This window comes from Halomonas litopenaei, assembly GCF_003045775.1.
Lineage (GTDB): Bacteria > Pseudomonadota > Gammaproteobacteria > Pseudomonadales > Halomonadaceae > Halomonas > Halomonas litopenaei.
In genome coordinates this window covers 289,182-315,838 of the sequence record NZ_PXNS01000001.1, presented here as the reverse complement: position 1 = coordinate 315,838, position 26,657 = coordinate 289,182, and the positions used below count along the sequence as shown (strand labels likewise).

Sequence of the window (26,657 nt, the reverse complement as noted above, 5' to 3'; positions counted from 1 at the left end):
CTGATCGGATGTTCTGGCGTTACAGCAGCGCCTGGGCCACAACAGCCGAGCCAATGAAAGTACCGGTAAACACCAGCAGCGATACGATGACCAACTTCCATCCCACCTGACGGAACATGGTGAACTCGCGGGGTGACAGTGCCAATCCGGCATAAGCCAGCACCGGGGTCACAATTGCCAGGAAGCTGACAGACTCAAGCTGTTGCACGATCCAGGCGCTACCCGGGAACCAGGGCAAGGTCATGGCAATGCTGACCAGAGAGACCCAGGCCACACCGGGCAGATAGAAAGGCGCGAAGCGGGTGATGACGAGCCCCAGCATGGTCATGGCGTACAGCACCAGCATGCCCGGCAAGGCGGCCACCAGTGAGTCACCATTGATGGTATTGCTGATCCACGCCACGCCGCAGACCACCGCCATGACGATCGCCGTCTGGCCAAGATGCCGCTCGGGGCGCTCGTCTTCGCTGACGCTTGCGGCAAGGGCTGGCTCGACGGTTGCCTTGGCACCCACCGAAGTGGCTGCCCGTGATCCTGAGCACCACTTGAAGATCCGTTCGGCCAGGGGCAACGCGATGAACAGCGAGATGTAGAGCCCGGTGGCATAGGTCAGCAGATTACTGGCACCGGCAAAGGCCAGCAGTTCGTCGCGTAGTTCAGGCAAAGCGCCGGCAATTGCCCCAGAACAGGCGGCCACCATACTGCCGCTGCCGACGCCACAGGCCATCGCCAAGGCTCGCGGATCGAAGATATCGAGGGTCGTCAGATAGCCAGCCATCAGAGCAAACCACAGGGTCCCGAACATGGTTCCCACCACGTAGACGCCCATCACGCCTATTCCCTCGGGCCCCTTGAGACCGTACTTGTCGGAAATAATCGCAATGTTCGGTTCTCGGGCGATGGAATAGGTGGCACCGATGGCTTCGCGCCCCATCTTGAGCACCAGCACCGCGAACGGCATGGCAATCAGCATGGTGCCCAGATTGCCAAGCTCCTGAAGGATCAGGGCAGGGCCGGCGCTGATAATCTGCTCGATGGCTGGACCGATGGTGGAACCGAAGCGGGCAATGAACGGCATAATCGACAGCAGGATGATGGGTGCTGCCGCGTCACTTAGTTTTGACGGAATAAACCGCGACGTGCTGGAAAAGAGATGGGGATTCAGTAACAGACCGATGATGAAGGCATAGAACAGTGGCAGCAGCAGCAGGGTCCCCGGACCCAGCGGGATCTTGATGATACCGATAATTTCAGAGACCAGAGCGGCAACGGCCACCATGGCGTGCAGACGCCAATCGAGTAGTAGCGAGAGCTTCATGGAGATGTCCTGTTGTTGTAATAGCGACAACGATGGGCGGCCACCTTCAGCCACCCCCCGTCAGCTGAAGTATCGGAGGAGGTGAAGCTCTAATTAAAGGGCGTCTATGTACTAATTATCAGCACACACGCAATGGGCCGCCGCAATGGCGGGGACACGCGAGGGGGAACAGAGGATATTGCAGAAGAGATGAAGCGATGTACGCACAGCCAAGGACCCGCTAACAGTGGCAGGCACACGAGCATTACGATCACCAGGAACGACCAGCGTCAGGGAGGCAAAAGATAAGGAAGGCAATCAAAAGATGTCAGGACGACATCGAGAAAGAATGGTGCCGGTGGTCGGACTCGAACCGACACGCTGTTTCCAGCGGCGGATTTTGAATCCGCTGCGTCTACCAATTCCGCCACACCGGCAACGGGCGAGGATTATACGTGGGTGGCGCCAGAGGTCAATTCCCCTGAGCCGCTCGGTGGCGCCTGTCGGGGCCGATGGCACCGTTGTCGAGGCGACTCCCGTCCCTGTCGGGCGCGGCCCCCACCGCATCCGGCGGAGCACCGACCTGGGATCGGCCTCGGCCGTTGTCAGCCAAAGCCCCACCGGCCGTCGGTTTCGGCACCCTGGCGGCAGGTGGGTCATTCCTCCATGTCTTGACGCTCGCCCGCTCGGGTTAGACCTTGGTAGACTGCGCTCCGCCTGCCCCAGGTCAACCAAGCCCCTGGTCAACGAGACCCGCGTCCAGCCCAGAATGGAGTCGCCCATGGCTGACACTCGCAATGAAGCCGTTCCCCATCCGTCCATCGCCAGCCGCATCGGGCTGGTGCTGGGTCCGCTGTTGTTGATCGCCACCCTGGTGCTGCCCCCGCCCGGCGACATGTCACAGGCCGCCTGGGGCTGCGTCGGCATGGCACTGCTGATGGCCAGCTGGTGGTCCACCGAGGCGATCCCGATCCCGGTGACCTCGCTGATCCCCCTGGTGCTGGCCCCGGCGGTGGGCATCGGCAGCATCAAGGAGGTCGCGGCCAGCTACGCCAATCCGATCATCTATCTGTTCCTCGGCGGTTTCCTGCTCGGTATCGCGATGCAGACCTGGAACCTGCACAAGCGTATCGCCCTGCACGTGTTGAAGGTCGTCGGCAGCGAGCCCAAGCGCCAGATCGCCGGGTTCATGATCGCCACCGGTTTTCTCAGCATGTGGGTGTCCAACACCGCCACCTCGATCATGATGTTGCCCATCGGCATCTCGGTGCTGAGCCTGCTCGAGGATTCCGACCCTGATGAGCTGCGCCGCTTTGCCACCGCGCTGCTGTTGGGCATCGCCTATTCGGCCAGCATCGGTGGTGTGGCCACATTGATCGGCACGCCGCCCAACGCTCTGCTGGCGGGTTATCTGGCCGATGACCGCGGCATCGACCTGGGCTTCGCCCAGTGGATGCTGGTCGGGGTACCGATCAGTGTGGTGATGATGTCGCTGACCTGGTGGTGGCTGTCCCGCGGCGGCTTCTCGCTGAAGGTCGGCAAGGGTGAAAGCGACAACCTGATCAAGGACCAGCTCGCCGAGATGGGCCCGATGAGTGCCGCCGAACGCCGTGTCGGCCTGCTGTTTCTGGCCGCGGCGGCGCTGTGGATCCTGCGCCCGCTGCTCAATGACATGGGCGCCTCCTGGTTGTCCGACACCACGATCGCCATCGTCGCCGGCATGGCGCTGTTCCTGATTCCTTCCGGCCGTCGTTCCGGCGAGGCGCTGATGGTGTGGGAAGACGCGGTGAAGCTGCCCTGGGGCATCCTTCTGCTGTTCGGCGGCGGCCTGGCGCTGGCCGGCGCGATCAGCAAGTCGGGGCTGGCCGAGTGGATCGCCAACCAGCTGTCGATCCTCGGTGCCCTGCCGGTACTGGCGATCATCGGCGGCGTGGTGCTGGTCATCATCTTCCTCACCGAGGTGACGTCCAACACCGCCACCGCGGCGGCCTTCCTGCCGCTGCTCGGCGCGCTGGCGCTGTCGCTGGATCTGCCGGTGATGCTGATCACCGTGCCGGCCGCCATCGCCGCCAGTTGCGCTTTCATGATGCCGGTGGCCACACCGCCCAACGCCATCGTCTTCGGCACCGGTCACATGAAGATCCAGTCGATGATTCGTGCCGGCTTTGCTCTCAACCTGATCAGTACGGTGGTGGTGACGCTGATGGCCTACGGTCTGATCCTGCTGCTGTGGTAGCCACCCCGATGGCCCCTGGTCGTCGACCCGACTGCGCTGCCCGCCTAGCGGATGGCCGACACGGGCTGACGCCCATGGCGTCGTCGTGACAGAAGATCGACGCCGTTTCCTGACGTGGCGGTCAGGAAACGGTATCCTTGTGCGCCTTTGGCATCCTTCATCCCGCCTGACGACTTGCGAATTCCCATGCAGCGCGCCGACTTTCATTTCGAGCTCCCTGAAGAGCTGATCGCCCGTTACCCGTCCGACGTTCGCAGCGACTGCCGCCTGCTGTGTGTCGACGGCGCCAGCGGACACCTCGACCACCGCCGCTTTCCGGACCTCGAGCAATTGCTCGAGCCCGGCGACCTGCTGGTGTTCAACGACACCCGCGTGATCCCCGCCCGCCTGCACGGCCACAAGGCCAGCGGCGGCAAGGTGGAAATGCTGCTCGAACGGCCGCTGGACGCCCATCGGGGGCTGGTCCATCTGCGCTCGAGCAAGTCACCGAAGCCCGGCACCGAGCTTCACTTCGAGGGCGGCATCCAGGCAGTGGTCGAAGGTCGCCGCGACGCCCTGTTCGAGCTGCGCTTTCTCGGCGATACCCCGATGATCGCGCTGCTGGAACGCCACGGCCATATGCCGCTGCCGCCGTATATCACCCGGGACGACGAGCTGTCCGACCGCGAGCGCTACCAGACCGTCTACGCCCGGCGCGACGGGGCGGTGGCCGCGCCGACCGCCGGCCTGCACTTCGACGAGCCGCTGCTCGAGCGGCTGGCCGAGCGAGGCGTCGAGTCCGCCTACGTGACCCTGCACGTAGGCGCCGGTACCTTCCAGCCGGTGCGCGTCGACAATATCCACGAGCACCACATGCACAGCGAGTGGATCGAGGTGGGTGACCAGGCCTGCGCCCAGGTGCGTGCGGCCAAGGCTCGCGGCAACAAGGTCATCGCCGTCGGCACCACCAGCGTGCGCTGCCTGGAAACCGCCAGCCAGTCGGGCGAGATCGCGCCCTTCTCCGGCGACACCGACATCTTCATCTACCCAGGCTACGAGTGGCGCTGCGTGGACGCCCTGATCACCAACTTCCATCTGCCGGAATCGACCCTGCTGATGCTGGTGTCTTCCTTCTCCGGCTACGACACCGTGATGAAGGCTTACCGCGAGGCGGTAAAGGAACGCTACGCCTTCTTCAGCTACGGCGACGCCATGCTGCTGACGCCGGCACGCTGACCCTATTTGCCAGGCGGTGGCTGCTCGGCCGAGCGGTCCACCGTCGTCAGGCTCGAATCAACGCCCCCAAGGGGCACGGAGAGACCCATGCGCGAGCAATGCTTCATGCGCTTCGACAAGCTGGCCGAGGACGGCCGGGCCCGCCGAGGTCGCATCACCTTTCCCCGCGGCACCATCGAGACCCCGACCTTCATGCCGGTGGGCACCTACGGCACGGTCAAGGGCATGACCCCTGCCTCGGTGGAAGAGATCGGCGCCGAGATCATCCTCGGCAACACCTTCCACCTGTGGCTGCGCCCCGGCACCGAGGTCATCGAGGCCCACGGCGACCTGCACGACTTCGCCCAGTGGCACAAGCCGATCCTCACCGACTCCGGCGGCTTCCAGGTGTTCTCGCTGGGCGAGACGCGCAAGATCACCGAGCAGGGCGTGCACTTCCGCTCGCCGGTGGACGGCTCCAAGGTGTTCATGGGACCGGAAGAGTCGATGGCGGTGCAGCGCTCGCTGGGCTCCGACATCGTCATGATCTTCGACGAGTGCACTCCCTACCCGGCGACCCACGACGAGGCGCGCCGTTCGATGGAGATGTCGCTGCGCTGGGCCCAGCGCTCTCGCGATGCCCACGGCGACTCACCGTCGGCTCTGTTCGGCATTATCCAGGGCGGCATGTACCCGGATCTGCGTGAGGCTTCGCTCAAGGGCCTCGGCGACATCGGCTTCGACGGCTACGCCATCGGCGGGCTGTCGGTGGGCGAGCCCAAGGAAGAAATGATCAAGGTGCTCGACTATCTGCCCGAGTGGATGCCGGCGGACAAGCCGCGCTATCTGATGGGCGTCGGCAAGCCCGAGGATCTGGTCGAAGGGGTACGCCGCGGGGTCGACATGTTCGACTGTGTGATGCCCACCCGCAACGCCCGCAACGGCCACCTGTTCACCGCCGAGGGCACGGTCAAGATCCGAAACGCCAAGCATCGTCACGACACCCGCCCGCTGGAAGATGACTGTGACTGCTACACCTGTCAGAACTTCTCGCGGGGCTATCTGCACCACCTGGACCGCTGCGGCGAGATGCTCGGATCGATGCTCAACACGATCCATAATCTGCGTCACTATCAGCGTGTCATGGCCGGTTTGCGCGGTGCTATCGAAGCGGGTACATTGGCTGACTTCGTGGAAGGGTTCTATGCCAGGCGTGGCCTGCCGGTTCCCCCCGCCCCGAATTGATGACCCGGTCGGCAGCCGCCGGCCGTCTGACTCCCTTTTCCCCACGACTTCAGGAGACCGTCGTACATGTTGGACTTCTTCATCTCCCCGGCCCTGGCCCAGGATGCTGGCGCTGCCGCCGGTGGTGGTATCGCCCAGATCGTGATGCTGGTCGGCTTCGTGCTGATCTTCTACTTCCTGCTGTGGCGTCCCCAGGCCAAGCGCGCCAAGCAGCACAAGCAGCTGATCGCTGGCCTGTCCAAGGGTGACGAGATCGTCATCGGCGGTGGTCTGATGGGCCGCATCACCCGGGTCAGCGACGACAGCGAGTTCCTCGCCATGGAAATCAGCGAAGGCACCGAAGTCAGCGTGCAGAAGAACGCCGTGGCCGCCGTGCTGCCCAAGGGCACTATCAAGTCCATCTGATTGGTGTCATTCCCCTTCGGCCCTGTGCGCCGAAGGGGGCCCCATGCTGACGCGGGGGGAGCCGATCGGTCGGCTGTCGCGCGTTGGCGAGGCAGCCGCACCCTTCGCTTTGGAAAGTCCCCGGAGCACCTCTCGAGCGCCCCCGGCTTTCCCTTATTTGTCAGCAACCTGAGGGCAGAGCCCCGATGCTCAATCGTTACCCTTTATGGAAGTACCTGCTGATCCTGGTGGTACTTCTTGTCGGCCTGGTCTACTCCCTTCCCAATCTGTTTCCCGAAGACCCAGCGGTCCAGATCAGCAGTGATCGTGGCGAGCTGAGTTTCAGCCAGTCCCAGCAGCAGAGCCTCGAACAGGCCCTGGCCGAGGCGGACATCGACGTCAAGACGGTGGAACAGGAGCCCAACAGCCTGCTGATCCGGCTGAACGACGCCGAGGACCAGATTCCCGCCCGCGACCTGATCGCCCAGCAGCTCGGCGATGACTATGTGGTCGCGCTGAACCTGGCAGAGTCCACCCCCGAGTGGCTGTCTTCGCTGGCGGCCTCGCCCATGACCCTTGGTCTGGACCTGCGTGGCGGTGTGCACTTCCTTTTGGAAGTGGACATGGAAGCGGCGGTCAATCAGCGTCTCGAGGTCAACGCCAGCGCCATGCGCGAGACCCTGCGTGAAGAGCGCATCCGCTACCGCAACACCGAGATCGACGGCCGCACCATCTCGCTGGACTTCATGAACGCCGAGGACCGCGACGCTGCCGAGACGCTGATTCGCCGCGAGTTCCCCGACTTCCAGTACCAGGACGTCGAGCGTGAACGCGGCGCCAGCCTGGCGATGACCCTGACCGACGCGTCCGTGGACGAGATCCAGGACTACGCGATCAACCAGAACCTGACCACCCTGCGCAACCGCGTCAACGAGCTCGGCGTGGCCGAACCGCTGGTACAGCGCCAGGGCCCGGATCGCATCGTGGTCGAGCTGCCCGGCGTGCAGGACACCGCCGCCGCCAAGCGTATCGTCGGCGCCACCGCCAACCTGGAGTTCCGCCTGGAGGCGCGCACCGACACCCCGTCCAACGAGACCGAGGCGCTGTCCTTCCGCAATGAGCCCGGACGCACCGCCGACCTGATGCGCGACGTCATCATCACCGGCGACAGTGTGTCCAGCGCCAGCCGCGGCTTCGACGAGAACGGTCGCCCCCAGGTCAACATCAACCTGGACGGCACCGGCGGCACCCTGATGAACCGCGCCACCCGCACCAACATCGGTCGCAACATGGCGGTGGTGTTCATCGAGCACAAGACTCGTGACCGTACGGTGATGGAGGACGGTGAGCAGGTGACCGTGCGTGATCCCTACACCGAACGCGGCATCATCAGCCTGGCCACCATCCAGAGCGCGCTGGGCAACAGCTTCCGCATCACCGGGCTGGAATCGCCCACCGAAGCCGGCGAGCTGGCACTGCTGCTGCGCTCCGGTTCACTGGCGGCACCGATCTACTTCGCCCAGGAACGCACCATCGGCCCGAGCCTCGGCGCCGACAATATCGAGCGCGGCATGCTCTCGGTACAGATCGGTCTGCTGCTGGTCGTGCTGTTCATGTTGATCCGCTACAAGGTGTTCGGCGTCATCGCCAACATCGCCCTGGCGTTGAACCTGACCCTGCTGGTCGCCGCCATGTCGATGCTCGGCGCCACCCTGACGCTGCCTGGTATCGCCGGTATCGTATTGACGCTGGGCATGGCGGTCGACGCCAACGTGCTGATCTTCGAGCGTATTCGTGAGGAACTGCGCACAGGACTGTCGGTGCAGCAGGCGATCCACGCCGGCTACGAGCGCGCCTTCAGCTCCATCGTCGACGCCAACATCACCACCCTGCTGGTGGCATTGATCCTGTTCTCCATCGGTACCGGCCCGGTCAAGGGCTTCGCCGTCACCCTGTCGCTGGGCATCCTGACCTCGATGTTCACCGCCCTGCTGGTGACCCGTGCCATGGTCAATCTGATCTACGGCGGCAAGCCGGTGAAGAAGCTATGGATCTAAGCCCATGTCCACTTGCACACAACGGGGAGAGGGTATGAAACGCCTCACCAACCTGAATCTCGACTTCATGGGCCAGCGCAAGATCGCCTTTGCTATATCGGCGATCCTGATCCTAGTCTCACTGGTGTCGCTGGTGGTGCAGGGCCTGGCCCTGGGCCTCGACTTCACCGGCGGCACCCTGGTCGAAGTCCGCTACGCCACCGCCCCGGCGCTGGACAGCGTGCGCGGCGCCCTCGAGGGAGCCGGCTTCAATGACATCTCGGTACAGACCTTCGGCGCCGCCAATGAGGTGCTGATTCGTCTGCAGCAGACCTTCGAGGCCAACGTCGGCGACCAGGTCGTGGGCCTGCTGGCCCAGGGCGGCGCCCAGGTGGACCTGGTGCGTGCCGAATTCGTCGGTGCCCAGGTCGGCGGTCAACTGCGTGACCAGAGCGGTCTCGGCATGCTCGTCGCCCTCGGCGTGGTCATGCTCTACGTGGCCTTCCGCTTCCAGTACAAGTTCGCCATCGGCGCACTGCTGGCACTGGTCCATGACGTGATCATCGTGGTCGGCGCCTTCTCGCTGTTCCAGATGGAGTTCGACCTGACGGTGCTGGCCGCCGTGCTGGCGGTGATCGGCTACTCGCTCAACGACACCATCGTGGTCTATGACCGTATCCGCGAGAATATCCGCAAGTCGCGTATCGACGACATGCCGGCGATCTTCAACGAGGCGATCAACCAGACCCTGTCCCGCACCCTGGCGACCTCCGGTACCACCCTGCTGGTACTGCTGGCGCTGGCCTGGCTCGGTGGCGACATGATCCACAACTTCTCGGTGGCCCTGCTGATCGGTATCGGCGTGGGTACCTTCTCGTCGATCTACGTGGCGGCGGCCCTGCTGATCAAGCTCAAGCTTCAGCGCCGCGACCTGATCCCGGAGAAGAAGGAAGACGCCGAGGAAGAGCAGCTGCCCTGATATCACCGCAACTGCCCCTCGAGGCCCCGTCGTGGATCATCCACGGCGGGGCCTCTTGCTTTCCGAGGTCGGTGCCCGATCACGGCGAGCCGGCAACGCTGTCGGCGGCCTCTCAGTTCACTTCGAAAACCATGCCGCAACGCGAGATAGGTCGTTTCCTTCCAGAAAATGCCCGCCTTCACTTGCCCTGGCCAGCGCCCCCTTTCATGCTTGTCATCCACCCCATTAAAACGTGACGAGGCCGCATGTTCCTGCTGATCGCCTTTGCCGTACTGTCCATCGGCGCCTCCTTCCTGTGTTCGGTACTGGAAGCGGCCATCCTGTCGCTGACACCGAGCTATATCGCCCAGGTCCAGGAGACCAACGAGCCGCTGCACAAGAAGCTGAACGCCCTCAAGCGGGATATCGATCGCCCGCTGGCGGCTATCCTGACGCTCAACACCATCGCCCACACCGTTGGCGCCACCGGCGTCGGCGCCCAGGTCGCGGTGGTCTTCGGCGAGGCCTGGCTGGGCGTCGCCTCGGCGGTGATGACGCTGGCCATCCTGATCCTCTCGGAGATCATTCCCAAGACCATCGGCGCCACCTTCTGGCGCCAGCTGTCGCCCTGGCTGCCGCCCATCCTCAACACCCTGATCCTGCTCCTCAAGCCATTCATCTGGATGTCCGAACAGATCACCCAGCGCATCGGCGGCAATGCCGCCGACGCCGACATGCGTGGCGAGATCAAGGCGCTGGCACGTATCGGCCTGGACGAGAAGGCACTGGACCAGGACGAAGCCAGAACCATCACCAACATCCTCAACCTTCACGAGATCAAGATCAGCAAGGTGATGACGCCAAGAACCGTGTGCGTCACGGTGCGCCCATCGATGACCGTGGCCCAGTTCGAACAGGAACTGGTGCGCTCGCCGTTCACCCGCTTTCCGGTGATGGACGGCGGCGAGCAGGCCATCGGCTATGTGCACAAGGCCGACGCCTACCAGGCGGATGAATCCGTGGACATGAAAGAGATCATGCAGGACGCCCCCTCGGTACAGGCCGACGACAGCGTCGAGCATGTCTTCACCATGATGCTCAGGGATCGTCAGCATCTGGCGGTGGTGTATGACGACCATGGCACCTGGGTGGGGCTGATCACCATGGAGGACGTGATCGAGACGGTGCTCGGCCAGGATATCGTCGACGAGACCGACAACGTCACCAATATGCGCAAGTACGCCAAGCAGCGCTGGACCCAGCGTCGACAAGGCAGGTCAGCCAAGACAGACTCCGGCGACCCGGCCAGCCAGGGTTCCTGAACCCAGCGCCAGGGAGCGTTCGCCAGTACGCAACGCAACGTAGCACGGCGACGCTCCCCCTTTGCCCGAGCATTTGCGATAACATCTCCATTGAAAATGATTATCAATGGAGAAAGCATGTACAAGCCTCTCGCCATCGCCGCCCTGCTCAGCGTCACTGCCCAGGCCTGGGCGCAACCGGTGCCGGAAAGGGTCGTCGCCCTCGACTACGCGGCCCTGGACATCCTCGACAACCTGGCGCAGCGCGAGCGTATCGCCGGTGTCGCCCAGGCAACGCTTCCCGACTATCTGTCCGACTATGCCGACGACGCTTTCACCGACGTGGGCACCCTCAAGGTCGCCGACATGGAGGCCCTTGAGTCGCTGTCACCCGATGCCATCCTGATCAGCGGGCGCCTGGAAGCCGAACGCGAGAATCTGGAAGCTCTTGCCCCGGTCTACGCCGTGGCGACCGAGGGCGAGGACGCCTGGGACCAGCTCGAACATCGGGTCGACGATCTGGCTGCGCTGTTCGATGCACAGCAAGCGGGTGAGCAGGCGCTTGCGGACCTGCGCCAGGCGCTCGATCAGCAGTTGGCCGAGATCAGCGGGACGCCGAAGGTACTGGTGGTCGTCCACAACGACGGAAAGCTTATCGTCCAGCACAACGCCGTCGTGCATGACCTGATGGGACTGGCCTCGCCCGAACTTCCCGAGAACGTCGAGAGCGTGACGCGTGGTGAGCGCACCTTCACACCGCTGACGCCGGCGCAGATCGCCGCCACCCAGCCCGACCTGGTGTGGGTGGTGGACCGCAGCGCCGCCATCGGCCAGACGCCTCTCGATGTCGAGGCGCTGACGCAGGCCGTCGGTGACGATCTGGCAATCGCCGTCGGCTCGCCGCGACTCTGGTATCTGGCCGGCCAGGGCCTGGACAGCACCCGCCTCCAGGTCGAAGAGGTGGTGGCCGCGCTGGCGCCCTGACCACGGTCACACCAAACTCACTGCACTAACATCGAATGACGCCCCCGCGGCCTGGCCGCGGGGGCGTTGCTGTGACGGCGTCACGATCACCGCTCGCTCGCGCGAGCGGTGCCGAATCAGTCCTCTTCGGGCTGACTGGGCGCCGTGTGCACGTGGGGCGCAAGCTGCTTGATCAGCGCCTTGAACAGGCGCGGGTTGGCGGCCATCAGGGCGCCTTCGATACGCACCGAGGGCTGGCCATCCGGGGTGCCGATCAGGGCACCGGACTCCTTGAGCAGCAGCGAACCGATGTCCAGGTCCTGCTCCTCGACCCCCAGCACGAAGGCGGCGTCTGCACGACCGGCGGCCAGACGGGCCATGTCGAGCAGGCCACAGGCGCTGGCTTGAAGCTGTTCGGCCTGGGGGCCGAGCTGCTGCACCAGGGTCAGGTAGGTCGGCAGAAAACGCGAGCGCAGGTAGGTATCGGGAAGCCCCAGCGACAGGCGGGCGCCAGCGGCGCTCTTGATCTTGGACACACGCAGACGCTTGCCATTGAGCTGGGCGCCACGGCCACGGCTGGCAAGGTATTCGTCATCGCTGAAGGGGCAGATCACCACCGCGTGCTCCGGACGGCCCTTGATCAGACATACCACGGACAGGGCGAACTCAGGGGACGCCACACTCAGGTTCGAGTAACCGTGGAAGGGTTCGATGCGCCACAGGATATCCGCGCCTTCGCCTTCACCGGCACGGTGGGGCGTGTAGCGACCGACGACCCCGTGCTGGGGATAACCGCGGGTCAGCTGGCGGGTAATCAGGGATTCGGCGTTGCGAGCGGTGTCCTCGAGCAGACGGTCGAGGTTGTGCTCGTCGTGGGCATTCTCGATTCGTTCGCGAATGCGCAGAAACTGTTCGCCGGCGCTGCGGGCAGCGCGCAGGGCGTACTGGACCATCGGATGCATGATCGGGCCTTGGGAGTCGGTGGTGTTAAAGAACGGAGTCGACGTGGGGAACTGACTCGGCGCGAATCCTAGCAGACCACGGGCATGAATGCCACGCACTTCGCCCCAGCGCGCATCTACCCATGCTAGACTGGCGCCCCTGGCGCTGCCGACCGGTCCGCCATCAGCGCCCTTGCATCGGTCATTGAATGGACCACTGCACCAACCACCGCATCAACCCGCCGCGTCGTTACAGGATCTTCCATGCTCGAGCGCATTCGCATCGTTCTCATCGGCACCAGCCACCCCGGCAATATCGGCGCCACCGCCCGCGCCATGCACAATATGGGACTCGCCGATCTGGCCCTGGTCGCACCACGCTGCGAGGTCATCACCGCCGACAGTGTGTCCCGCGCCTCCGGGGCAGATGCCCTGGTCCACGACGCTCGGGTGGTCGACAGCCTTGAGCAGGCAGTCACCGACTGCACCCTGGTGGTGGGAGCCAGCGCGCGCTCGCGCACTTTGCCCTGGCCGATGATCACCCCGCGTGAGCTGGGCGAGCGCCTGCCTGCCGAGCTGGCCACGCCCGAGGCCCGCATCGCGCTGGTCTTCGGCCGCGAGGACAGCGGTCTGTCCAACGCCGAACTGCAACGCTGCCACGCCCACGTCCACATCCCCACCAATCCCGACTTCAGCTCGCTGAACCTGGCCGCGGCGGTGCAGGTGCTGGCCTACGAATGCCGCCTTGCCTGGCTGGCCCAGACCCAGACCCAGACCCAGACCCAGAATAAGCCAGGCCCGGCACAGGACGATGAGGAAGAAGCGCAGCCACTGGCCAGCCACGAGGAGCTGGAGCACTATTTCGCTCATCTGGAACGCGCGCTGATCACCATCGGCTTCCACGACCCGGCGAAGCCTCGCCAATTGATGGCCAGGCTGCGCCGAGTGATCCTGCGCTCGCGCCCCGAACGCATGGAGCTCAACATCCTGCGTGGCATCCTCAGTGCCACCGAGAAGGCCGCAGGCGGCCAGGCGCTGGGCGCCCGCGAAAGCGAGCCGGAATTACAGCAAGAACATGACACGCACCAGGGCCAGAAGCCGGCCCAGGACTAGCCCGAACCGACAACAGAACCAACAGCAGGATCAGCGCCAGGCCGGCGGCTCTGGAGCGACACGGCGTCCACCTTCGAGCCGCTGAGCTGCACCAGATCACTGACTCGACAGGTGGCAGGCTTGAATGGCCCACCACCAGCCCCCACTATGATTCTCTTGACCGACTCAGGGACCGCCGCATGTTTCAACGCCTACGCGAAGACATCAACAGCGTATTTGCCAGGGATCCGGCGGCGCGCAACTTTCTTGAAGTCCTGACCAACTATCCTGGCCTTCACGCATTGCTGCTGCACCGGATCTCCCACCAGCTGTGGAAGCGCAATCTCAAATGGATCGCGCGTACCCTGTCGACGCTGGGCCGCTGGTTCACCGGCATCGAGATCCACCCCGGTGCCACCATCGGCCGGCGCTTCTTCATCGACCACGGCATGGGCGTGGTGATCGGCGAGACCACCATCGTCGGCGACGATGTCACCCTCTACCAGGGCGTGACCCTGGGCGGCACCAGCTGGAACAAGGGCAAGCGTCACCCGACCCTGGAGGACGGCGTGATCGTCGGTGCCGGCGCCAAGATTCTCGGCCCCTTCACCGTCGGCGCTGGCGCCAAGGTCGGCTCCAACGCGGTGGTCACCAAGGAAGTCCCGGCCGGCGCCACCGTGGTCGGCATCCCCGGCAAGATCGTCCAGCGCCGCGACCCGGACAGCGACCCGGGCCTCGAGGTCGACCCGGCCCGTCGCGAGGCGATGTGCCAGAAATTCGGCTTCGACGCCTACGGCATGAGCCAGGACATGCCCGACCCGGTGGCCAAGTCGATGCAGGCCATGCTCGACCATATGCACGCGGTGGATGAACGCATCAGCGGCATGTGCAAGACCCTGAGGCAACTGGACCACAGCTACCGCGACGGCCAGATGCCGGAAATTCGCGACGAGGACTTCGCCGAGATACTGGAAGACGTCGACCGCGCCTGCGCGCCGGTGATCGGGCGTGACGCCAACGCCGATATCCTGGGCTCCGACACCGCCACCAGCGGCAACGAAAGCGCCAGCGGCAATGAAGACGTCGGGCCAGGCATCTCCGCCCAAGGCACCTCCGACCCAGACACCTCCGACCCAGGCACCACCGACAAGGACAGTGCCGGCGGCAGCGAGACGGCCAATGACGCCGAGCACGGGGCCGAGCGGGAAGACGAGGCGACGACGGCACGGCGCCAATAGTTGACCACGACACTCGGTCTTTCCCATAATATCGCTTTGATCCAAGCGTCGTCGGCTACCGACCACGCCCACACTTTCCGGACCGCCGACCCATGTCGGCGTCGAGGGTTCGCCCCATGCGCCTGACCACCAAGGGACGCTACGCTGTCACCGCCATGCTCGACATGGCGGTCAACGCCGACCAGGGCCCGATCTGCCTGGCCGACATCGCTCGGCGTCAGCAGATCTCGCTGTCCTACCTCGAGCAGCTGTTCGCCCGCCTGCGGCGCGCCGGCCTGGTCGACAGCGTGCGCGGGCCAGGCGGTGGCTACCTGCTGGCGGAGCCGGCAGCGTCCATCTCGGTGGCCCGGGTCATCGATGCGGTCAAGGAGTCGGTGGACACCACCCGCTGTGGCGGTCTGTCCGACTGCCAGAAGGGCGACACCTGCCTGACCCATCACCTGTGGTTCGAGCTGTCCGAGCGCATCCAGGACTTCCTCGACGGGGTCACCCTGGGCGAGCTGGCCGAGCGCCAGGAGATCGCCGAGATCGCCGGGCGTCAGCGCCGTCGCCAGCACAACGACGACATTGTGACCTCGGCGCCCTGAGCTAGACTTTCGCCCCTCTGCCCGCCAACGATGACATCGCCATGACTTCACCCGTCTATCTCGACTACGCCGCTACCACCCCGGTCGACCCCCGTGTCGCCGAGGTCATGAGTCGGCACCTGACCCTCGAGGGCACCTTCGCCAACCCGGCGTCGCGCAGCCATATGCCCGGCTGGCTGGCCGAGCAGGCGGTGGAAAACGGCCGGCGCCAGGTCGCCGACCTGATCAAGGCCGACCCGCGAGAGATCGTCTGGACCAGCGGCGCCACCGAGGCGGACAATCTGGCCATTACCGGCTTCCTCAGGGCCAACCGCGACAAGGGCCGCCACCTGGTCACCTCCATCATCGAGCACAAGGCGGTCATCGATACCGCCAAGGCGGCGGAGCAAGAGGGCTTTGACGTCACCTGGCTGACGCCCCAGACCGACGGAAGCGTCAGCCCTGGCCAGCTGGCCGAGGCCATGCGCCCCGACACCGTGCTGGTATCGTTGATGGCGGTGAACAACGAACTCGGCACCATCAATGACATCGCCGCCCTGGCCGAGGTGGCCCATGACCACGGCGCCATGATCCACGTCGACGCAGCCCAGGCGGTGGGCCGCATCGACCTCGACGTGGGGCGAAGCAAGGTCGACATGATGTCGCTGTCCGGCCACAAGGCCTATGGCCCCAAGGGCATCGGCGCGCTCTATGTGCGGCGTAGCCCCGATCTTCGCCTTGAGGCGCTGATCCACGGCGGCGGCCACGAACGCAGCATGCGTTCCGGCACCCTGGCGACCCACCAGATCGCCGGCATGGGCGAGGCCTTCGCGCTGGCGGCGAACGAAGGCGAGGCCGATCAGGCACGTATCCAGAGCCTGCGGGATCGTCTGCTCGAGGCCATCGCCGATCTCGACGGCGTGCACTGCAACACCCGCCTCGAGGCCTCGGTGCCCAACATCATCAACCTCGGCTTCGAGGGCGTCGACGGCGAGTCGCTGCTGATGGCGCTGCGCGACATCGCCCTGTCGACCGGGTCGGCGTGCAACTCGGCCAGCGTCGAACCGTCCTACGTGCTCCAGGGCATCGGGGTGCCGCGCCGCCTGGCGCTGGCCTCGCTGCGCCTGAGCATCGGACGCTTCACCAGCGAAGACGACATCGACCGCGCAGGCCAGGCCCTGCGCACCGCGCTGATTGGCCTGCGCCAGCGCGCCATGCCTTGAGAACAGCACCCTTCGACGGGCAGCGCACGACAGAGACAGTTTCGGTGACTGCCGCCCAGGCGGCAGCACCCGACCCAGGAGAATGATATGGCACACCTGAAGATCACCCCCGCCGCGGCCGACCAGATCCGCCGCGTGCTCGACGAGCGAGGCCAGGGGCTTGGACTGCGGGTCTCGGTCAAGCCCAGCGGCTGCTCCGGCTACAGCTACGTCCTCGACTTCGCCGACGACGTCCAGGCCGACGATGCCCTGTTCGAGGAGCACGACGCCCGGGTCTATGTCGCCCCGGAAGCGCTCGAGATGCTCGACGGCAGCGAGGTCGACTACGTCAACGAGGGGCTGAACCGGTTCTTCCGCTTCAACAATCCCAACGTCAAGGACGAGTGCGGCTGCGGCGAGAGCTTTACCGTCTGAATTCGCCGTGATCGCGGCAGGGCTCGCCGGCACCGCGACGAACAATTGTGTTCAAGGCGCCACGAGGACGCTATAATCTGCGCTCTTCGGCGCAACACGCCGCATCGCTTCGTTTTCCCGCGTCGCGCCGCCCCGGTCCCCGGGGCGGCGCGACGCCATCTACCTGGCATCCATGCCCACTTCCTGGGCCCAACTACTGGAGAGTTTCATGGCTACAGAGCGCACTCTGTCCATCATCAAGCCCGACGCCGTCGCCAAGAATGTCATCGGCGAGATCATCACGCGCTTCGAGAAGGCCGAACTGAAGGTCGTCGCCGCCAAGATGGTTCACCTGTCCCAGGAGCAGGCCGAAGGCTTCTACGCCGAGCACAAGGAACGCCCCTTCTTCGGCGACCTGGTGTCCTTCATGACCTCTGGTCCGGTCGTGGTGCAGGTGCTGGAAGGTGACAACGCCATCGCCAAGAACCGCGAGCTGATGGGCGCCACCAACCCGAAGGAAGCCGACGCCGGCACCATCCGCGCCGACTTCGCCTCCTCCATCGACGCCAATGCCGTCCACGGTTCCGACTCCCCCGAGTCCGCCGAGCGCGAAGTGAGCTACTTCTTCGGCGCAGACGAGATCTGCCCGCGCTAAGGGCGTCGGGGTCCGACCCTCGTGATTGCGGCCCCATCGGTGAACGGATGCCCCTGGCATCCGTTCGCTCCTTTCTGCCCACCGACCCGCTGAACCTGCCATGACCACCACCGCTGCTCCCCAACGCGTCAACCTGCTCGGCATGACCCGAGAAGAGATGGAAGCCTTCTTCCTCTCCATCGGCGAGAAGAAGTTCCGTGCCGCCCAGGTGATGAAATGGATTCACCACGAAGGCGTCGACGATTTCGCCGCCATGACCAACCTGTCCAAGGCGCTACGCGCACGCCTCGAGGAAACCGCCGAGGTACGCGGTCCCAAGGTCGTCTATGAAGGCGCCTCCAAGGACGGGACGCGCAAGTGGGTAGTGGAGGTCGAGGACGGCAGCTACGTCGAAACCGTGCTTATCCCCGCCGACAACGGCAAGCGCCGCACCCTGTGTGTGTCATCCCAGGTCGGCTGCTCGCTGGACTGCAGTTTCTGCTCCACCGGCAAGCAAGGCTTTCAGCGCAACCTCACCAGCGCCGAGATCATCGGCCAGGTATGGGTCGCCTCCAACAGTGGCGGCTCACGCAAGGACAGCGCCAATCGTCCGGTCACCAACGTGGTGATGATGGGCATGGGCGAACCCTTGATGAACTACGACAACGTCGTGCCGGCGATGAAGCTGATGCTCGACGATCAGGGTTACGGCCTGTCAAAACGCCGTGTCACCCTGTCCACCTCCGGGGTGGTACCGATGCTCGACCGCCTGGGCGACGAACTCGACGTCAGCCTGGCGATCTCGCTGCACGCCGCCAATGATGCGCTGCGCAGCGAACTGGTACCGCTCAACCGCAAGTACAACATCCGCTCACTGCTGGACGCCTGCCACCGTTATCTGGCCAAGTGCGACGACACCCGCCAGGTCACCATCGAATACACGGTGATCAAGGACGTCAACGACCAGCAGGAGCATGCCCGTGAACTGGCGGAGCTGTTGAAGGAACTGCCCTGCAAGATCAACCTGATCCCCTTCAACCCCTTCCCCCACTCCGGCTACGAGAAGCCCTCCCGCAACCAGGTGATGCGCTTCCAGCGCTGGCTCTACGAACTGGGTCATACCGCGCCGATCCGTTCGACCCGGGGCGATGACATCGACGCCGCCTGCGGCCAGCTGGTAGGACGGGTCAAGGATCGTACGCGTCGTCACGAACGCTACATTCAGTCGATCCAGATCGACGCTGACTGACCCTGCCGTCTTGACTTCATTCCGGCACGGCGCTTTGATATTCGGGCCTTTTCCTGCCCACGGGCGGGTGTCGCCAGACGCCTTCCCGCCACGGCCAAGCAGCGGGAGTACGACAACGCCATGACGTGCCAGGCAGACAGCTCAAGCGCCGGCCTGCGCGGCCTGGTCATCGGACTGGCCGTCGCGCTTCCCCTGACGCTTGCCGGCTGCGCCGTCGCCGTGCCCCAGTCCGACGAGTCCCCCGCCGTCGCCTATCGCAACCTCGGCGAAGCCTACCTGCGCCAGGGCAACCTTCCCCGCGCCACGGCGGCACTCGATCGCGCCGTCTCGCTCGATCCCGATGACGCCGCCGCGCTGCAGGCCCTGGCACTGATTCACCAACGCCAGGGGGAAGCGGCGCTGGCAGACGAGTTCTTTCGACGCGCCCTCGATGAAGACCCGAACTTCACCCGGGCACGCAACAATTACGCCGCCTTCCTGTATGATCGGGGGCAAACCGGTGAGGCCTGCGAGCAGCTTGAACAGGCCAGTCACGATATACACTATGCCCACCGGGCCCAGCTGTTTGCCAACCTGGGACGCTGCCGGTGGGAACTCGGCGAGGTCGAGACGGCCAGGGCGGCGCTGGAGCGATCCCAACGCATCGACTCGAGCCTGCCCGCGAGCCACTTGACCCTCGCCGAACTGGAATACGCACAGGGCAACCTTATGCGCGCCCGATCACAGCTGGATCGCTTCGTGAGCCAGGCGGGATGGACCACCGCCGCCAGGCAGCTTGCCGCTAGCCTGGGAGACGCCGACACCGGCGCCCGGTCATCGGCCGAACCCGACCAGCCTTCACGCGCGCTTTGATCACTGTTTACACGATGAAGGAAGCTCAGCCATGAGCGACAGTCAGTACACCGACTCCGAGGTCTCCTTGTCCAAAACGCCCTCCGGGGACGCCTCTCCCGGCGCCTTGCTGTGCCATGAACGAGAGAGCCAGGGGCTGACCCGCGAGGAAGTCGGGGCAGCCCTCAACCTCCGTCCCGCCGTGATCGAGGGACTGGAGATCGACAACTACGATGAAGTGCCGGTGGTGACCTACCGACGCGGCTACCTGCGCAGCTACGCCCAGTTGCTCGGCGTCGATGTCGGCCGGGTGATGGCGCTGTACGAAGCGCGCATGGGCAACGAGGAAGTCGAGCGCAAGGTCACCCCGGTGTACATCAACAAGCCCCCCTCGCGCCTGGGCGCCTGGTTGTTTCGGCTGATGACCCTGGTGGTCATCGCCGGCCTGATCGGGCTGACCCTGATGTGGTGGCAGAGCCGTGGTGGCAGCGAGCCGCCCGAGGTCAGCGACAACGGCCCGGTCTCGGTGGACACCATCGACGGCAACGCCGCGGTCAGCGACGAGGCCACCGAGGGCGACGACAACCTGCCCCCGCTGCCCGCCGAGGGCAGCGAGATGGGACTGGTCGATGGCGAGCAGGCCTCCGCCGACAGCGCTGCAGACAGCGCAGCGCCGAGCACCTCGACGCCGAGCACCGTGGCGGCCACCGAAGCGGCTGCCGCCGAAGCCAGCGAGCCCGCTGACGCTAGCGCCAACGACAGCACCGACCAGGCTGCAAGCGCTGGTGCCGACGACGCCAGCGCCGAGCAGACAGCTAACGCCGACGATGCACAGGGCGCCGAGGATGAGGGCGCCGCCGAGGCCGCGCCGGCTGCCGACAGCCGTCGTATCCTCAAGCTGACCTTCAACGAGCAGTCCTGGACCGAGATCTTCGACAGCACCAATACCCGAGTCTTCGTCGGCCTGCAGTCACCGGGCACCGAAGCCACCGTGGAGGGCGAGCCGCCCTTCCGCATGACTGTCGGCAACGCCACCGGCGTGGAGTTGTTGTGGGGCGGAGAAACCGTCGACCTGCAACAGCGCGCCGGCAGAAACAATGTCGCCCGCTTTACCCTGGGAGAGTGATTGATCGCCATGCATTCGCACTCACCGATCAAAAGACGCCAGTCACGCCAGATTCATGTCGGTTCGGTACCGGTCGGGGGCGACGCTCCTATCTCGGTGCAGAGCATGACCAACACCGACACCCTGGACGTCGAGGCCACCCTTGGCCAGATTCGTGCCCTCGAACAGGCCGGCGCCGATATCGTACGCGTCTCGGTGCCGACCATGGACGCCGCCGAGGCCTTCGGTCGCATCAAGCAGGGCACCCAGGTGCCGCTGGTGGCCGACATCCACTTCGACTACCGCATCGCCCTGCGCGTGGCTGAGCTCGGCGTCGACTGCCTGCGCATCAATCCCGGCAATATCGGCCGTGAAGACCGCGTCCAGGCGGTGGTCTCCGCCGCCCGTGACAACGGTATCCCGATCCGTATCGGCGTCAACGCCGGCTCGCTGGAGAAGGACCTGCAGAAGAAGTACGGGGAACCGACGCCGGCGGCCCTGGTCGAATCGGCGATGCGCCATATCGATCACCTGGATCGCCTCGACTTTCCCGACTTCAAGGTCAGCGTCAAGGCCTCCGACGTGTTCATGGCGGTGGCCGCCTACCGTGACCTGGCCTCACGCATCGAGCAGCCGCTGCACCTGGGTATCACCGAGGCAGGCGGTCTGCGTTCGGGCACCGTCAAGTCCTCCATCGGCCTTGGCATGCTGCTGATGGACGGTATCGGCGACACCATCCGGGTATCGCTGGCAGCGGATCCAGTCGAAGAGGTCAAGGTCGGCTTTGACATGCTCAAGAGCCTGCGCCTGCGGGCCAAGGGCATCAACTTCATCGCCTGCCCGAGCTGTTCGCGTCAGAACTTCGACGTCATCAGCACCATGAACGCCCTCGAAGAGCGCCTCGAGGATGTGATGACGCCGCTGGACGTGGCCGTCATCGGCTGCGTGGTCAACGGCCCCGGCGAGGCCAAGGAAGCCGACCTGGGCCTGACCGGCGGCACCCCGGCCAACCTCGTCTACATCGACGGCAAGCCCGCCAGCAAACTGCGCAATGACCACCTGGTCGACGATCTCGAGGCGCTGATTCGCCAGAAGGTCGCCGAGAAGGAAGCGACAGAACGCGACGTCATCGCTCGCCTGTAACGCTCTCGCCCGGCGGCAGGCCGGGCGAGGGCCGTGACTACGGCGAGACCAAGGAGCAAGTTTTGAGCAAGAAGATCCAGGCCATCCGTGGCATGAATGACCTGTTGCCCGACGCCTCGCCGGTGTGGCAGTACTTCGAGTCCCAGGTTCAGGCGCTGATGAAGCGCTACGGCTACAACGAGATCCGTACCCCTATCGTCGAGCAGACGGCCCTGTTCGCCCGCTCGATCGGCGAGGTCACCGACATCGTCGAGAAGGAGATGTACACCTTCGAGGACCGCAACGGCGACAGCCTGACCCTGCGCCCCGAGGGCACCGCCAGCGCGGTTCGCGCGGCGATGGAACATGGCCTTCTGTACAACCAGACCCAGCGGCTGTGGTACACCGGCCCGATGTTCCGCCACGAGCGCCCGCAGAAGGGCCGCTACCGTCAGTTCCATCAGGTCGGGGTCGAGACCTACGGCCTGGAAGGCCCGGACATCGACGCCGAAGTCATCCTGCTGTCGGCGCGTCTGTGGAAGCAGCTCGGCCTGTTTGATCACGTCACCCTGGAGCTCAATTCGCTGGGCTCCAACGAGGCGCGCGCGGCCTACCGCGACACCCTGGTGGCCTACTTCGAGCAGCACCGCGAGGTCCTCGACGAGGACTCGCTGCGCCGCCTGACCAGCAACCCGCTGCGTATCCTCGACTCGAAGAATCCGGCCATGGCCGAGATGCTGAGCCAGGCACCCCAGCTGATGGATCACCTGGATCAGGACTCCCGCGAGCACTTCGAGGCGCTGACCGCGCGACTCGACGCCGCCGGCATCGACTACGTGATCAACCCGCGCCTGGTGCGCGGTCTCGACTACTACTGCCGCACCGTGTTCGAGTGGACCACCGACGCCCTCGGCAGCCAGGGCACCGTGTGCGCCGGCGGACGCTACGACGGCCTGGTCGAGCAACTCGGCGGCAAGCCGACCCCGGCGGTGGGCTTCGCCATGGGCATCGAGCGTCTGATCCTGCTGCTCGAGACCCTGGACATCGTGCCGCAGGAGGCCCGTGCCCCGCTCGACGCCTACGTGCTGGGCATGGACGCCAGCACCGACGGCGACGCCATGGCCCTGGCCGAGCGCCTGCGCGATGAACTGCCGGCCCTTGGCGTGCAATTGCACTGTGGCGGCGGCAGCTTCAAGAGCCGCATCAAGAAGGCCGATCGCAGCGGTGCCCGCCTCGCCCTGCTGATCGGCGAAAACGAACGTGAAAACGGCCAGGTGGCGATCAAGTTCCTGCGTGACGACCGCGAACAACGCGTGGTCGAGCAAGCGTCCTTGGCCACCACCCTGACGAGCCTGCTGTCCGAGTGACGGCACGACCATTAGAAGGAGACCGCCCGTGGCGGAGCTGAGAACCGAAGAAGAACAGCTTGAGGCGATCAAGCGCTGGTGGAAGGAAAACGGCACCTCGCTGCTCGCCGGTGCGGTACTGGCCGCCGCTGGCGTGTTCGGCTGGAACGCCTGGCAGGACTACCAGCAGGGGCAGGCCGTGGCCGCCTCCAGCAGCTACCAGCAGCTTCTTGACCTGGCCAGCCGCGACAGCCTCGACGACGGGGCCCTGGCCCAGGCCCAGGGGCTGGTCGACACCCTGCAGGAAGACCACGACGGCACCCTGTACAGCGAGCTTGCGCTGCTGCTCGAGGCCCGCCTGGAGGTCGACGCAGGCGATGTCGAGGGCGCCCGCGAGTCGCTGGAGACCCTCATCGAGGGCAGCGACGATGGTTACCTGACCGGCCTCGCCCGCCTGCGCCTGGCGCGCCTGCAGAGCGCCGAGGGCAACCACGAGACCGCCCTTGCCACCCTCGACGGTGACATCCCCGAGGCCCTGGCCGCCCAGCGCGACAACGTGCGCGGCGACATCTACCACGCCACCGGCCAGCACGACCAGGCCGCCGAGGCCTGGCAGAGCGCCCAGTCACTGGCCGAAGAAAGCGGTCAGCCGCTCTACGGTATCTCGCTCAAGCTCGACGACCTCGGTGATCAGGAGGCCACCCTATGAAGACCCCGTTTAACCGAACCCGGATCGCCCTGGCGACCGCCGTCACCCTGACCGCCCTGCTGACCGGCTGCGCCAGCAAGTCCGAGCCCCAGTATCCGCCCAAGGAGCTCAAGGACTTCGCCGAGTCCACCCGGGTCGAAACCCGCTGGAGCGAAGGCGTGGGCGCAGGCCTGGGTGAGGCCACCTACCCCATCGAACCCGCCCTGGCCGGTTCCACCCTGTTCGCCGCCGACGAGGAAGGCCTGGTCGAGGCGTTCAACACCGCCAACGGCGACACCCGGTGGGAGTCCGAACTGGAATCACCGATCTCCAGCGGTATCACCGCAGTGGACGGCGATCTGTTCCTCGCCACCCGCAACGGCGAGGTGGTCGCCCTCGACCAGCGCAATGGCCGGGTCAAGTGGCGTACCCGTGTGCCCAGCGAAGTGCTGGCCGCGCCCCAGCCGACCACCCAGCTGTTGATCGTGCAGGCGGTGGACGGCACCGTGACCGCCCTGGATCGCCTGTCCGGTGACCGCCAGTGGGTGTTCAGCGCCAATATGCCGTCGCTGACCCTGCGCAGCACCGGCACCCCCACCGCCATCGATCAGGTGACCTTCGCCGGCTTTGCCAACGGCCGTCTGTCGATCATCGACAACCGCTCGGGCCAGCAGATCTCCGAGCGCACCATCGCCGTGGCCACCGGCATGAATGACATCGACCGTCTGGTCGACCTGGCCGGCCAGCCGGTGCTGACTCCGGACGGCCGCCTGTTCGTGACCAGCTTCAATGGTCGCCTGGTGGCGCTCAACGCCCAGAGCGGCGAGACCCTGTGGTCGACGCCGTTGTCCAGCTACCACACCCCGGTGCTGGTGGGCGAGACGCTTTACGTGGTCGACGAGGCCAGCCGCCTGATCGCCTTCGACGCCAACAGCGGCAACGAGCTGTGGCGCCTGGAGGACCTCTACGGTCGCTCGGTGACCGCCCCTGCCTTCGCCGACGGCCGCATCGTGCTCGGCGACGCCGAAGGCTATGTGCACTTTATCGACGCCAGCAGCGGACGCCTGGTCGGCCGCACCCATATCGACGGCTCAGGCATCAGCGTGCGCCCTCTCACCGACGGCAAGCGCGTGTACGCCCTGGCCAATGACGGAAGCCTGGAGGCTCTGGACATCCGCCCATGACCCCCGTGATCGCACTGGTCGGCAGGCCCAATGTGGGCAAGTCGACCCTGTTCAACCGCCTGACCCGCTCTCGCGACGCCCTGGTGGCCGATTTCCCCGGCCTCACCCGGGATCGCAAGTACGGCAACGGTATGCTCGGCAACAAGGCCTACACCGTCATCGACACCGGCGGCATCAGCGGTGACGAGGAAGGCATCGACGCGGCCATGGCCGAACAGTCGCTGCAGGCCATCGACGAAGCCGACATCGTGCTGTTCCTGGTGGACGCGCGTGCCGGCCTCAATGTCGCCGACGAGGCCATCGCCAACCACCTGCGGGTCAACCAGAAGAAGACCTGGCTGGTGGTCAACAAGACCGACGGCCTCGAGGAACACTCGGCCATGGCCGACTTCTGGCAGCTCGGTCTCGGCGATCCCCGGCCCATCGCAGCGGCCCACGGCCGTAATGTCACCGCGCTGATCGACGAGGTGCTCTCGCCGTTCCCCGAGCGCGACATGGACATCCCCGCGGACACCGGCAGCAAGGGTATCCGCATCGGTGTCATCGGTCGTCCCAACGTGGGCAAGTCGACCCTGGTCAACCGCCTGCTGGGCGAGGACCGGGTGGTGGTATTCGATGAAGCCGGCACCACCCGCGACGCCATCGAGATCCCCTTCGAGCGTCGCGGCAAGCCCTACGTACTGGTCGATACCGCCGGCGTCCGGCGGCGCAAGAACGTCACCGAGGTGGCCGAGAAGTTCTCGATCATCAAGACCCTGGACGCGATCAAGGAGTGCCACGTCGCGATCATGGTGCTCGATGCCCGCACCGGCCTGGTGGAGCAGGATCTGCACCTGCTCGACTATGTGCTGACCTCGGGCCGCGCGCTGGTACTGGCGGTCAACAAGTGGGACGGCCTGGAAAGCGAGGCCAAGGACAAGATGCGCGCCGAGATCAAGCGCCGTCTGGGCTTCGCCGACTACGCCGAGCTGCACTTCATCTCGGCCTTGCACGGCACCGCCGTGGGCGACCTGTACCCGTCGCTGGAGCGCGCCTTCGCCTCCGCCAACAGCCACTGGTCGACCAACCGTCTGACCACGCTGCTGCAGGACGCCGTCGAGCAGCACCAGCCGCCGATGGTCCACGGCCGCCGGATCAAGCTGCGCATGGCCCACCAGGGCGGCAGCAATCCGCCGATCATCGTGGTCCACGGCAACCAGACCGACAAGCTGCCCGAAGCCTACAAGCGCTACCTGACCAACACCTTCCGCAAGGTGCTCAAGGTCCGTGGCACGCCGATGCGCTTCGAGTTCCGCTCCGGCAAGAACCCCTACGACCGACTGGCCGAAGCCTCCGACAAGGAAAAGGCCAAGAAGCGCGAACTGGGGCGCACCAAGGAGGCGCGCAAGAGCCGCCGCTAAGCGTCACCGGCGTCACTCGCCGCTCTTTCGC

At 65.4% G+C, this 26,657-nt stretch carries 23 protein-coding genes, 1 tRNA gene and 1 pseudogene; 22 read left to right on the top strand and 3 right to left on the bottom strand.

The features are described 5' to 3' along the window. Nucleotides 1-19: 19 nt before the first annotated feature. Both C6W88_RS01495 and C6W88_RS01490 read right to left on the bottom strand, forming a co-directional pair. Entirely contained in the window at nt 20-1,318 is a 1,299-nt protein-coding gene (locus C6W88_RS01495; protein ID WP_108131255.1) for a DUF3100 domain-containing protein, read from the bottom strand. 329 nt (nt 1,319-1,647) lie between these two features. Further along, nucleotides 1,648-1,734: transfer RNA gene (locus C6W88_RS01490), tRNA-Leu, on the bottom strand. Between the two features lie 344 nt (nt 1,735-2,078). Between C6W88_RS01490 and C6W88_RS01485 the strand changes: the two genes are divergently transcribed. The 8 genes from C6W88_RS01485 to C6W88_RS01450 all read left to right on the top strand — a co-directional run bounded on the left by C6W88_RS01485 (nt 2,079) and on the right by C6W88_RS01450 (nt 11,635). Further along, nucleotides 2,079-3,533 (top strand): SLC13 family permease, encoded by a 1,455-nt coding sequence (locus tag C6W88_RS01485; protein WP_045992764.1) that lies wholly within the window; start codon nt 2,079-2,081, stop codon nt 3,531-3,533. Between the two features lie 186 nt (nt 3,534-3,719). Further along, nucleotides 3,720-4,748, top strand: coding sequence for a tRNA preQ1(34) S-adenosylmethionine ribosyltransferase-isomerase QueA (queA, locus tag C6W88_RS01480; protein ID WP_108131254.1), 1,029 nt, complete (start codon nt 3,720-3,722; stop codon nt 4,746-4,748). Between the two features lie 105 nt (nt 4,749-4,853). Then, entirely contained in the window at nt 4,854-5,972 is a 1,119-nt protein-coding gene (tgt, locus tag C6W88_RS01475; protein ID WP_441319075.1) for a tRNA guanosine(34) transglycosylase Tgt, read from the top strand. Nucleotides 5,973-6,038: 66 nt separating this feature from the next. Next, nucleotides 6,039-6,377, top strand: coding sequence for a preprotein translocase subunit YajC (gene yajC / locus C6W88_RS01470; RefSeq protein WP_045992761.1), 339 nt, complete (start codon nt 6,039-6,041; stop codon nt 6,375-6,377). 185 nt (nt 6,378-6,562) lie between these two features. Further along, complete coding sequence (gene secD / locus C6W88_RS01465; protein ID WP_108131253.1) at nt 6,563-8,413, top strand: protein translocase subunit SecD; 1,851 nt, start codon at nt 6,563-6,565, stop codon at nt 8,411-8,413. 34 nt (nt 8,414-8,447) lie between these two features. After that, nucleotides 8,448-9,371, top strand: coding sequence for a protein translocase subunit SecF (gene secF, locus C6W88_RS01460; RefSeq protein WP_045992759.1), 924 nt, complete (start codon nt 8,448-8,450; stop codon nt 9,369-9,371). A 245-nt stretch (nt 9,372-9,616) separates the two neighbouring features. Continuing rightward, a complete protein-coding gene (locus C6W88_RS01455; protein ID WP_108131252.1) occupies nt 9,617-10,672 on the top strand; it encodes a CNNM domain-containing protein in 1,056 nt (351 codons plus the stop codon). 117 nt (nt 10,673-10,789) lie between these two features. After that, nucleotides 10,790-11,635: an ABC transporter substrate-binding protein gene (locus C6W88_RS01450; RefSeq protein WP_181248577.1), complete on the top strand. Its 846-nt coding sequence runs from the start codon at nt 10,790-10,792 to the stop codon at nt 11,633-11,635. A gap of 116 nt (nt 11,636-11,751) precedes the next feature. On the opposite strand, the gene C6W88_RS01445 is transcribed toward C6W88_RS01450, so the two are convergent. Further along, complete coding sequence (locus C6W88_RS01445; RefSeq protein ID WP_045992751.1) at nt 11,752-12,576, bottom strand: inositol monophosphatase family protein; 825 nt, start codon at nt 12,574-12,576, stop codon at nt 11,752-11,754. A gap of 243 nt (nt 12,577-12,819) precedes the next feature. On the opposite strand from C6W88_RS01445, the gene trmJ reads away from it, so the two are divergent. The 14 genes and pseudogenes from trmJ to der all read left to right on the top strand — a co-directional run bounded on the left by trmJ (nt 12,820) and on the right by der (nt 26,626). Next, the gene (gene trmJ / locus C6W88_RS01440; protein WP_108131250.1) at nt 12,820-13,668 is read left to right on the top strand and encodes a tRNA (cytosine(32)/uridine(32)-2'-O)-methyltransferase TrmJ; all 849 of its coding nucleotides are present in this window, start codon (nt 12,820-12,822) and stop codon (nt 13,666-13,668) included. Nucleotides 13,669-13,847: 179 nt separating this feature from the next. Further along, a pseudogene (gene cysE, locus C6W88_RS01435) lies at nt 13,848-14,645 on the top strand (serine O-acetyltransferase); the annotation flags it as partial. Nucleotides 14,646-15,001: 356 nt separating this feature from the next. Continuing rightward, a complete protein-coding gene (locus C6W88_RS01430; RefSeq protein ID WP_045992750.1) occupies nt 15,002-15,472 on the top strand; it encodes an Rrf2 family transcriptional regulator in 471 nt (156 codons plus the stop codon). Between the two features lie 41 nt (nt 15,473-15,513). Then, the gene (locus C6W88_RS01425) at nt 15,514-16,674 is read left to right on the top strand and encodes an aminotransferase class V-fold PLP-dependent enzyme (protein ID WP_108131249.1); all 1,161 of its coding nucleotides are present in this window, start codon (nt 15,514-15,516) and stop codon (nt 16,672-16,674) included. A gap of 87 nt (nt 16,675-16,761) precedes the next feature. Beyond that, nucleotides 16,762-17,088 carry a HesB/IscA family protein gene (locus tag C6W88_RS01420; RefSeq protein ID WP_045992748.1) on the top strand — a complete coding sequence of 109 codons (327 nt, stop codon included), beginning with the start codon at nt 16,762-16,764 and terminating at the stop codon, nt 17,086-17,088. A 208-nt stretch (nt 17,089-17,296) separates the two neighbouring features. After that, nucleotides 17,297-17,722, top strand: coding sequence for a nucleoside-diphosphate kinase (gene ndk, locus C6W88_RS01415; protein ID WP_045992747.1), 426 nt, complete (start codon nt 17,297-17,299; stop codon nt 17,720-17,722). 100 nt (nt 17,723-17,822) lie between these two features. Then, complete coding sequence (gene rlmN / locus C6W88_RS01410) at nt 17,823-18,950, top strand: dual-specificity RNA methyltransferase RlmN (protein WP_108131248.1); 1,128 nt, start codon at nt 17,823-17,825, stop codon at nt 18,948-18,950. 120 nt (nt 18,951-19,070) lie between these two features. Next, the gene (pilW, locus tag C6W88_RS01405) at nt 19,071-19,802 is read left to right on the top strand and encodes a type IV pilus biogenesis/stability protein PilW (RefSeq protein WP_108131247.1); all 732 of its coding nucleotides are present in this window, start codon (nt 19,071-19,073) and stop codon (nt 19,800-19,802) included. A 31-nt stretch (nt 19,803-19,833) separates the two neighbouring features. Then, entirely contained in the window at nt 19,834-20,907 is a 1,074-nt protein-coding gene (locus C6W88_RS01400) for a helix-turn-helix domain-containing protein (protein WP_108131246.1), read from the top strand. A 9-nt stretch (nt 20,908-20,916) separates the two neighbouring features. Beyond that, complete coding sequence (gene ispG, locus C6W88_RS01395) at nt 20,917-22,029, top strand: flavodoxin-dependent (E)-4-hydroxy-3-methylbut-2-enyl-diphosphate synthase (protein WP_045992780.1); 1,113 nt, start codon at nt 20,917-20,919, stop codon at nt 22,027-22,029. A 62-nt stretch (nt 22,030-22,091) separates the two neighbouring features. Continuing rightward, the gene (gene hisS / locus C6W88_RS01390) at nt 22,092-23,375 is read left to right on the top strand and encodes a histidine--tRNA ligase (RefSeq protein WP_108131245.1); all 1,284 of its coding nucleotides are present in this window, start codon (nt 22,092-22,094) and stop codon (nt 23,373-23,375) included. A 28-nt stretch (nt 23,376-23,403) separates the two neighbouring features. Continuing rightward, nucleotides 23,404-24,063, top strand: a complete 660-nt coding sequence (locus C6W88_RS01385; RefSeq protein WP_045992744.1) for a YfgM family protein — start codon at nt 23,404-23,406, stop codon at nt 24,061-24,063. After that, nucleotides 24,060-25,226, top strand: a complete 1,167-nt coding sequence (bamB, locus tag C6W88_RS01380) for an outer membrane protein assembly factor BamB (protein ID WP_108131244.1) — start codon at nt 24,060-24,062, stop codon at nt 25,224-25,226. Before C6W88_RS01385 ends, bamB begins: the two co-directional genes overlap by 4 nt. Further along, nucleotides 25,223-26,626 carry a ribosome biogenesis GTPase Der gene (der, locus tag C6W88_RS01375; protein ID WP_045992742.1) on the top strand — a complete coding sequence of 468 codons (1,404 nt, stop codon included), beginning with the start codon at nt 25,223-25,225 and terminating at the stop codon, nt 26,624-26,626. The genes bamB and der overlap by 4 nt, the downstream gene beginning before the upstream one ends. The last annotated feature ends 31 nt before the right edge of the window (nt 26,627-26,657 follow it).

Bases quoted from the DNA above. Each gene is read 5' to 3' on its own strand.
- C6W88_RS01495 (WP_108131255.1), bottom strand. From the start codon at position 1,318: ATGAAGCTCTCGCTACTACTCGATTGGCGTCTGCACGCCATGGTGGCC.
- C6W88_RS01485 (WP_045992764.1), top strand. From the start codon at position 2,079: ATGGCTGACACTCGCAATGAAGCCGTTCCCCATCCGTCCATCGCCAGC.
- queA (WP_108131254.1), top strand. From the start codon at position 3,720: ATGCAGCGCGCCGACTTTCATTTCGAGCTCCCTGAAGAGCTGATCGCC.
- tgt (WP_441319075.1), top strand. From the start codon at position 4,854: ATGCGCTTCGACAAGCTGGCCGAGGACGGCCGGGCCCGCCGAGGTCGC.
- yajC (WP_045992761.1), top strand. From the start codon at position 6,039: ATGTTGGACTTCTTCATCTCCCCGGCCCTGGCCCAGGATGCTGGCGCT.
- secD (WP_108131253.1), top strand. From the start codon at position 6,563: ATGCTCAATCGTTACCCTTTATGGAAGTACCTGCTGATCCTGGTGGTA.
- secF (WP_045992759.1), top strand. From the start codon at position 8,448: ATGAAACGCCTCACCAACCTGAATCTCGACTTCATGGGCCAGCGCAAG.
- C6W88_RS01455 (WP_108131252.1), top strand. From the start codon at position 9,617: ATGTTCCTGCTGATCGCCTTTGCCGTACTGTCCATCGGCGCCTCCTTC.
- C6W88_RS01450 (WP_181248577.1), top strand. From the start codon at position 10,790: ATGTACAAGCCTCTCGCCATCGCCGCCCTGCTCAGCGTCACTGCCCAG.
- C6W88_RS01445 (WP_045992751.1), bottom strand. From the start codon at position 12,576: ATGCATCCGATGGTCCAGTACGCCCTGCGCGCTGCCCGCAGCGCCGGC.
- trmJ (WP_108131250.1), top strand. From the start codon at position 12,820: ATGCTCGAGCGCATTCGCATCGTTCTCATCGGCACCAGCCACCCCGGC.
- C6W88_RS01430 (WP_045992750.1), top strand. From the start codon at position 15,002: ATGCGCCTGACCACCAAGGGACGCTACGCTGTCACCGCCATGCTCGAC.
- C6W88_RS01425 (WP_108131249.1), top strand. From the start codon at position 15,514: ATGACTTCACCCGTCTATCTCGACTACGCCGCTACCACCCCGGTCGAC.
- C6W88_RS01420 (WP_045992748.1), top strand. From the start codon at position 16,762: ATGGCACACCTGAAGATCACCCCCGCCGCGGCCGACCAGATCCGCCGC.
- ndk (WP_045992747.1), top strand. From the start codon at position 17,297: ATGGCTACAGAGCGCACTCTGTCCATCATCAAGCCCGACGCCGTCGCC.
- rlmN (WP_108131248.1), top strand. From the start codon at position 17,823: ATGACCACCACCGCTGCTCCCCAACGCGTCAACCTGCTCGGCATGACC.
- pilW (WP_108131247.1), top strand. From the start codon at position 19,071: ATGACGTGCCAGGCAGACAGCTCAAGCGCCGGCCTGCGCGGCCTGGTC.
- C6W88_RS01400 (WP_108131246.1), top strand. From the start codon at position 19,834: ATGAGCGACAGTCAGTACACCGACTCCGAGGTCTCCTTGTCCAAAACG.
- ispG (WP_045992780.1), top strand. From the start codon at position 20,917: ATGCATTCGCACTCACCGATCAAAAGACGCCAGTCACGCCAGATTCAT.
- bamB (WP_108131244.1), top strand. From the start codon at position 24,060: ATGAAGACCCCGTTTAACCGAACCCGGATCGCCCTGGCGACCGCCGTC.
- der (WP_045992742.1), top strand. From the start codon at position 25,223: ATGACCCCCGTGATCGCACTGGTCGGCAGGCCCAATGTGGGCAAGTCG.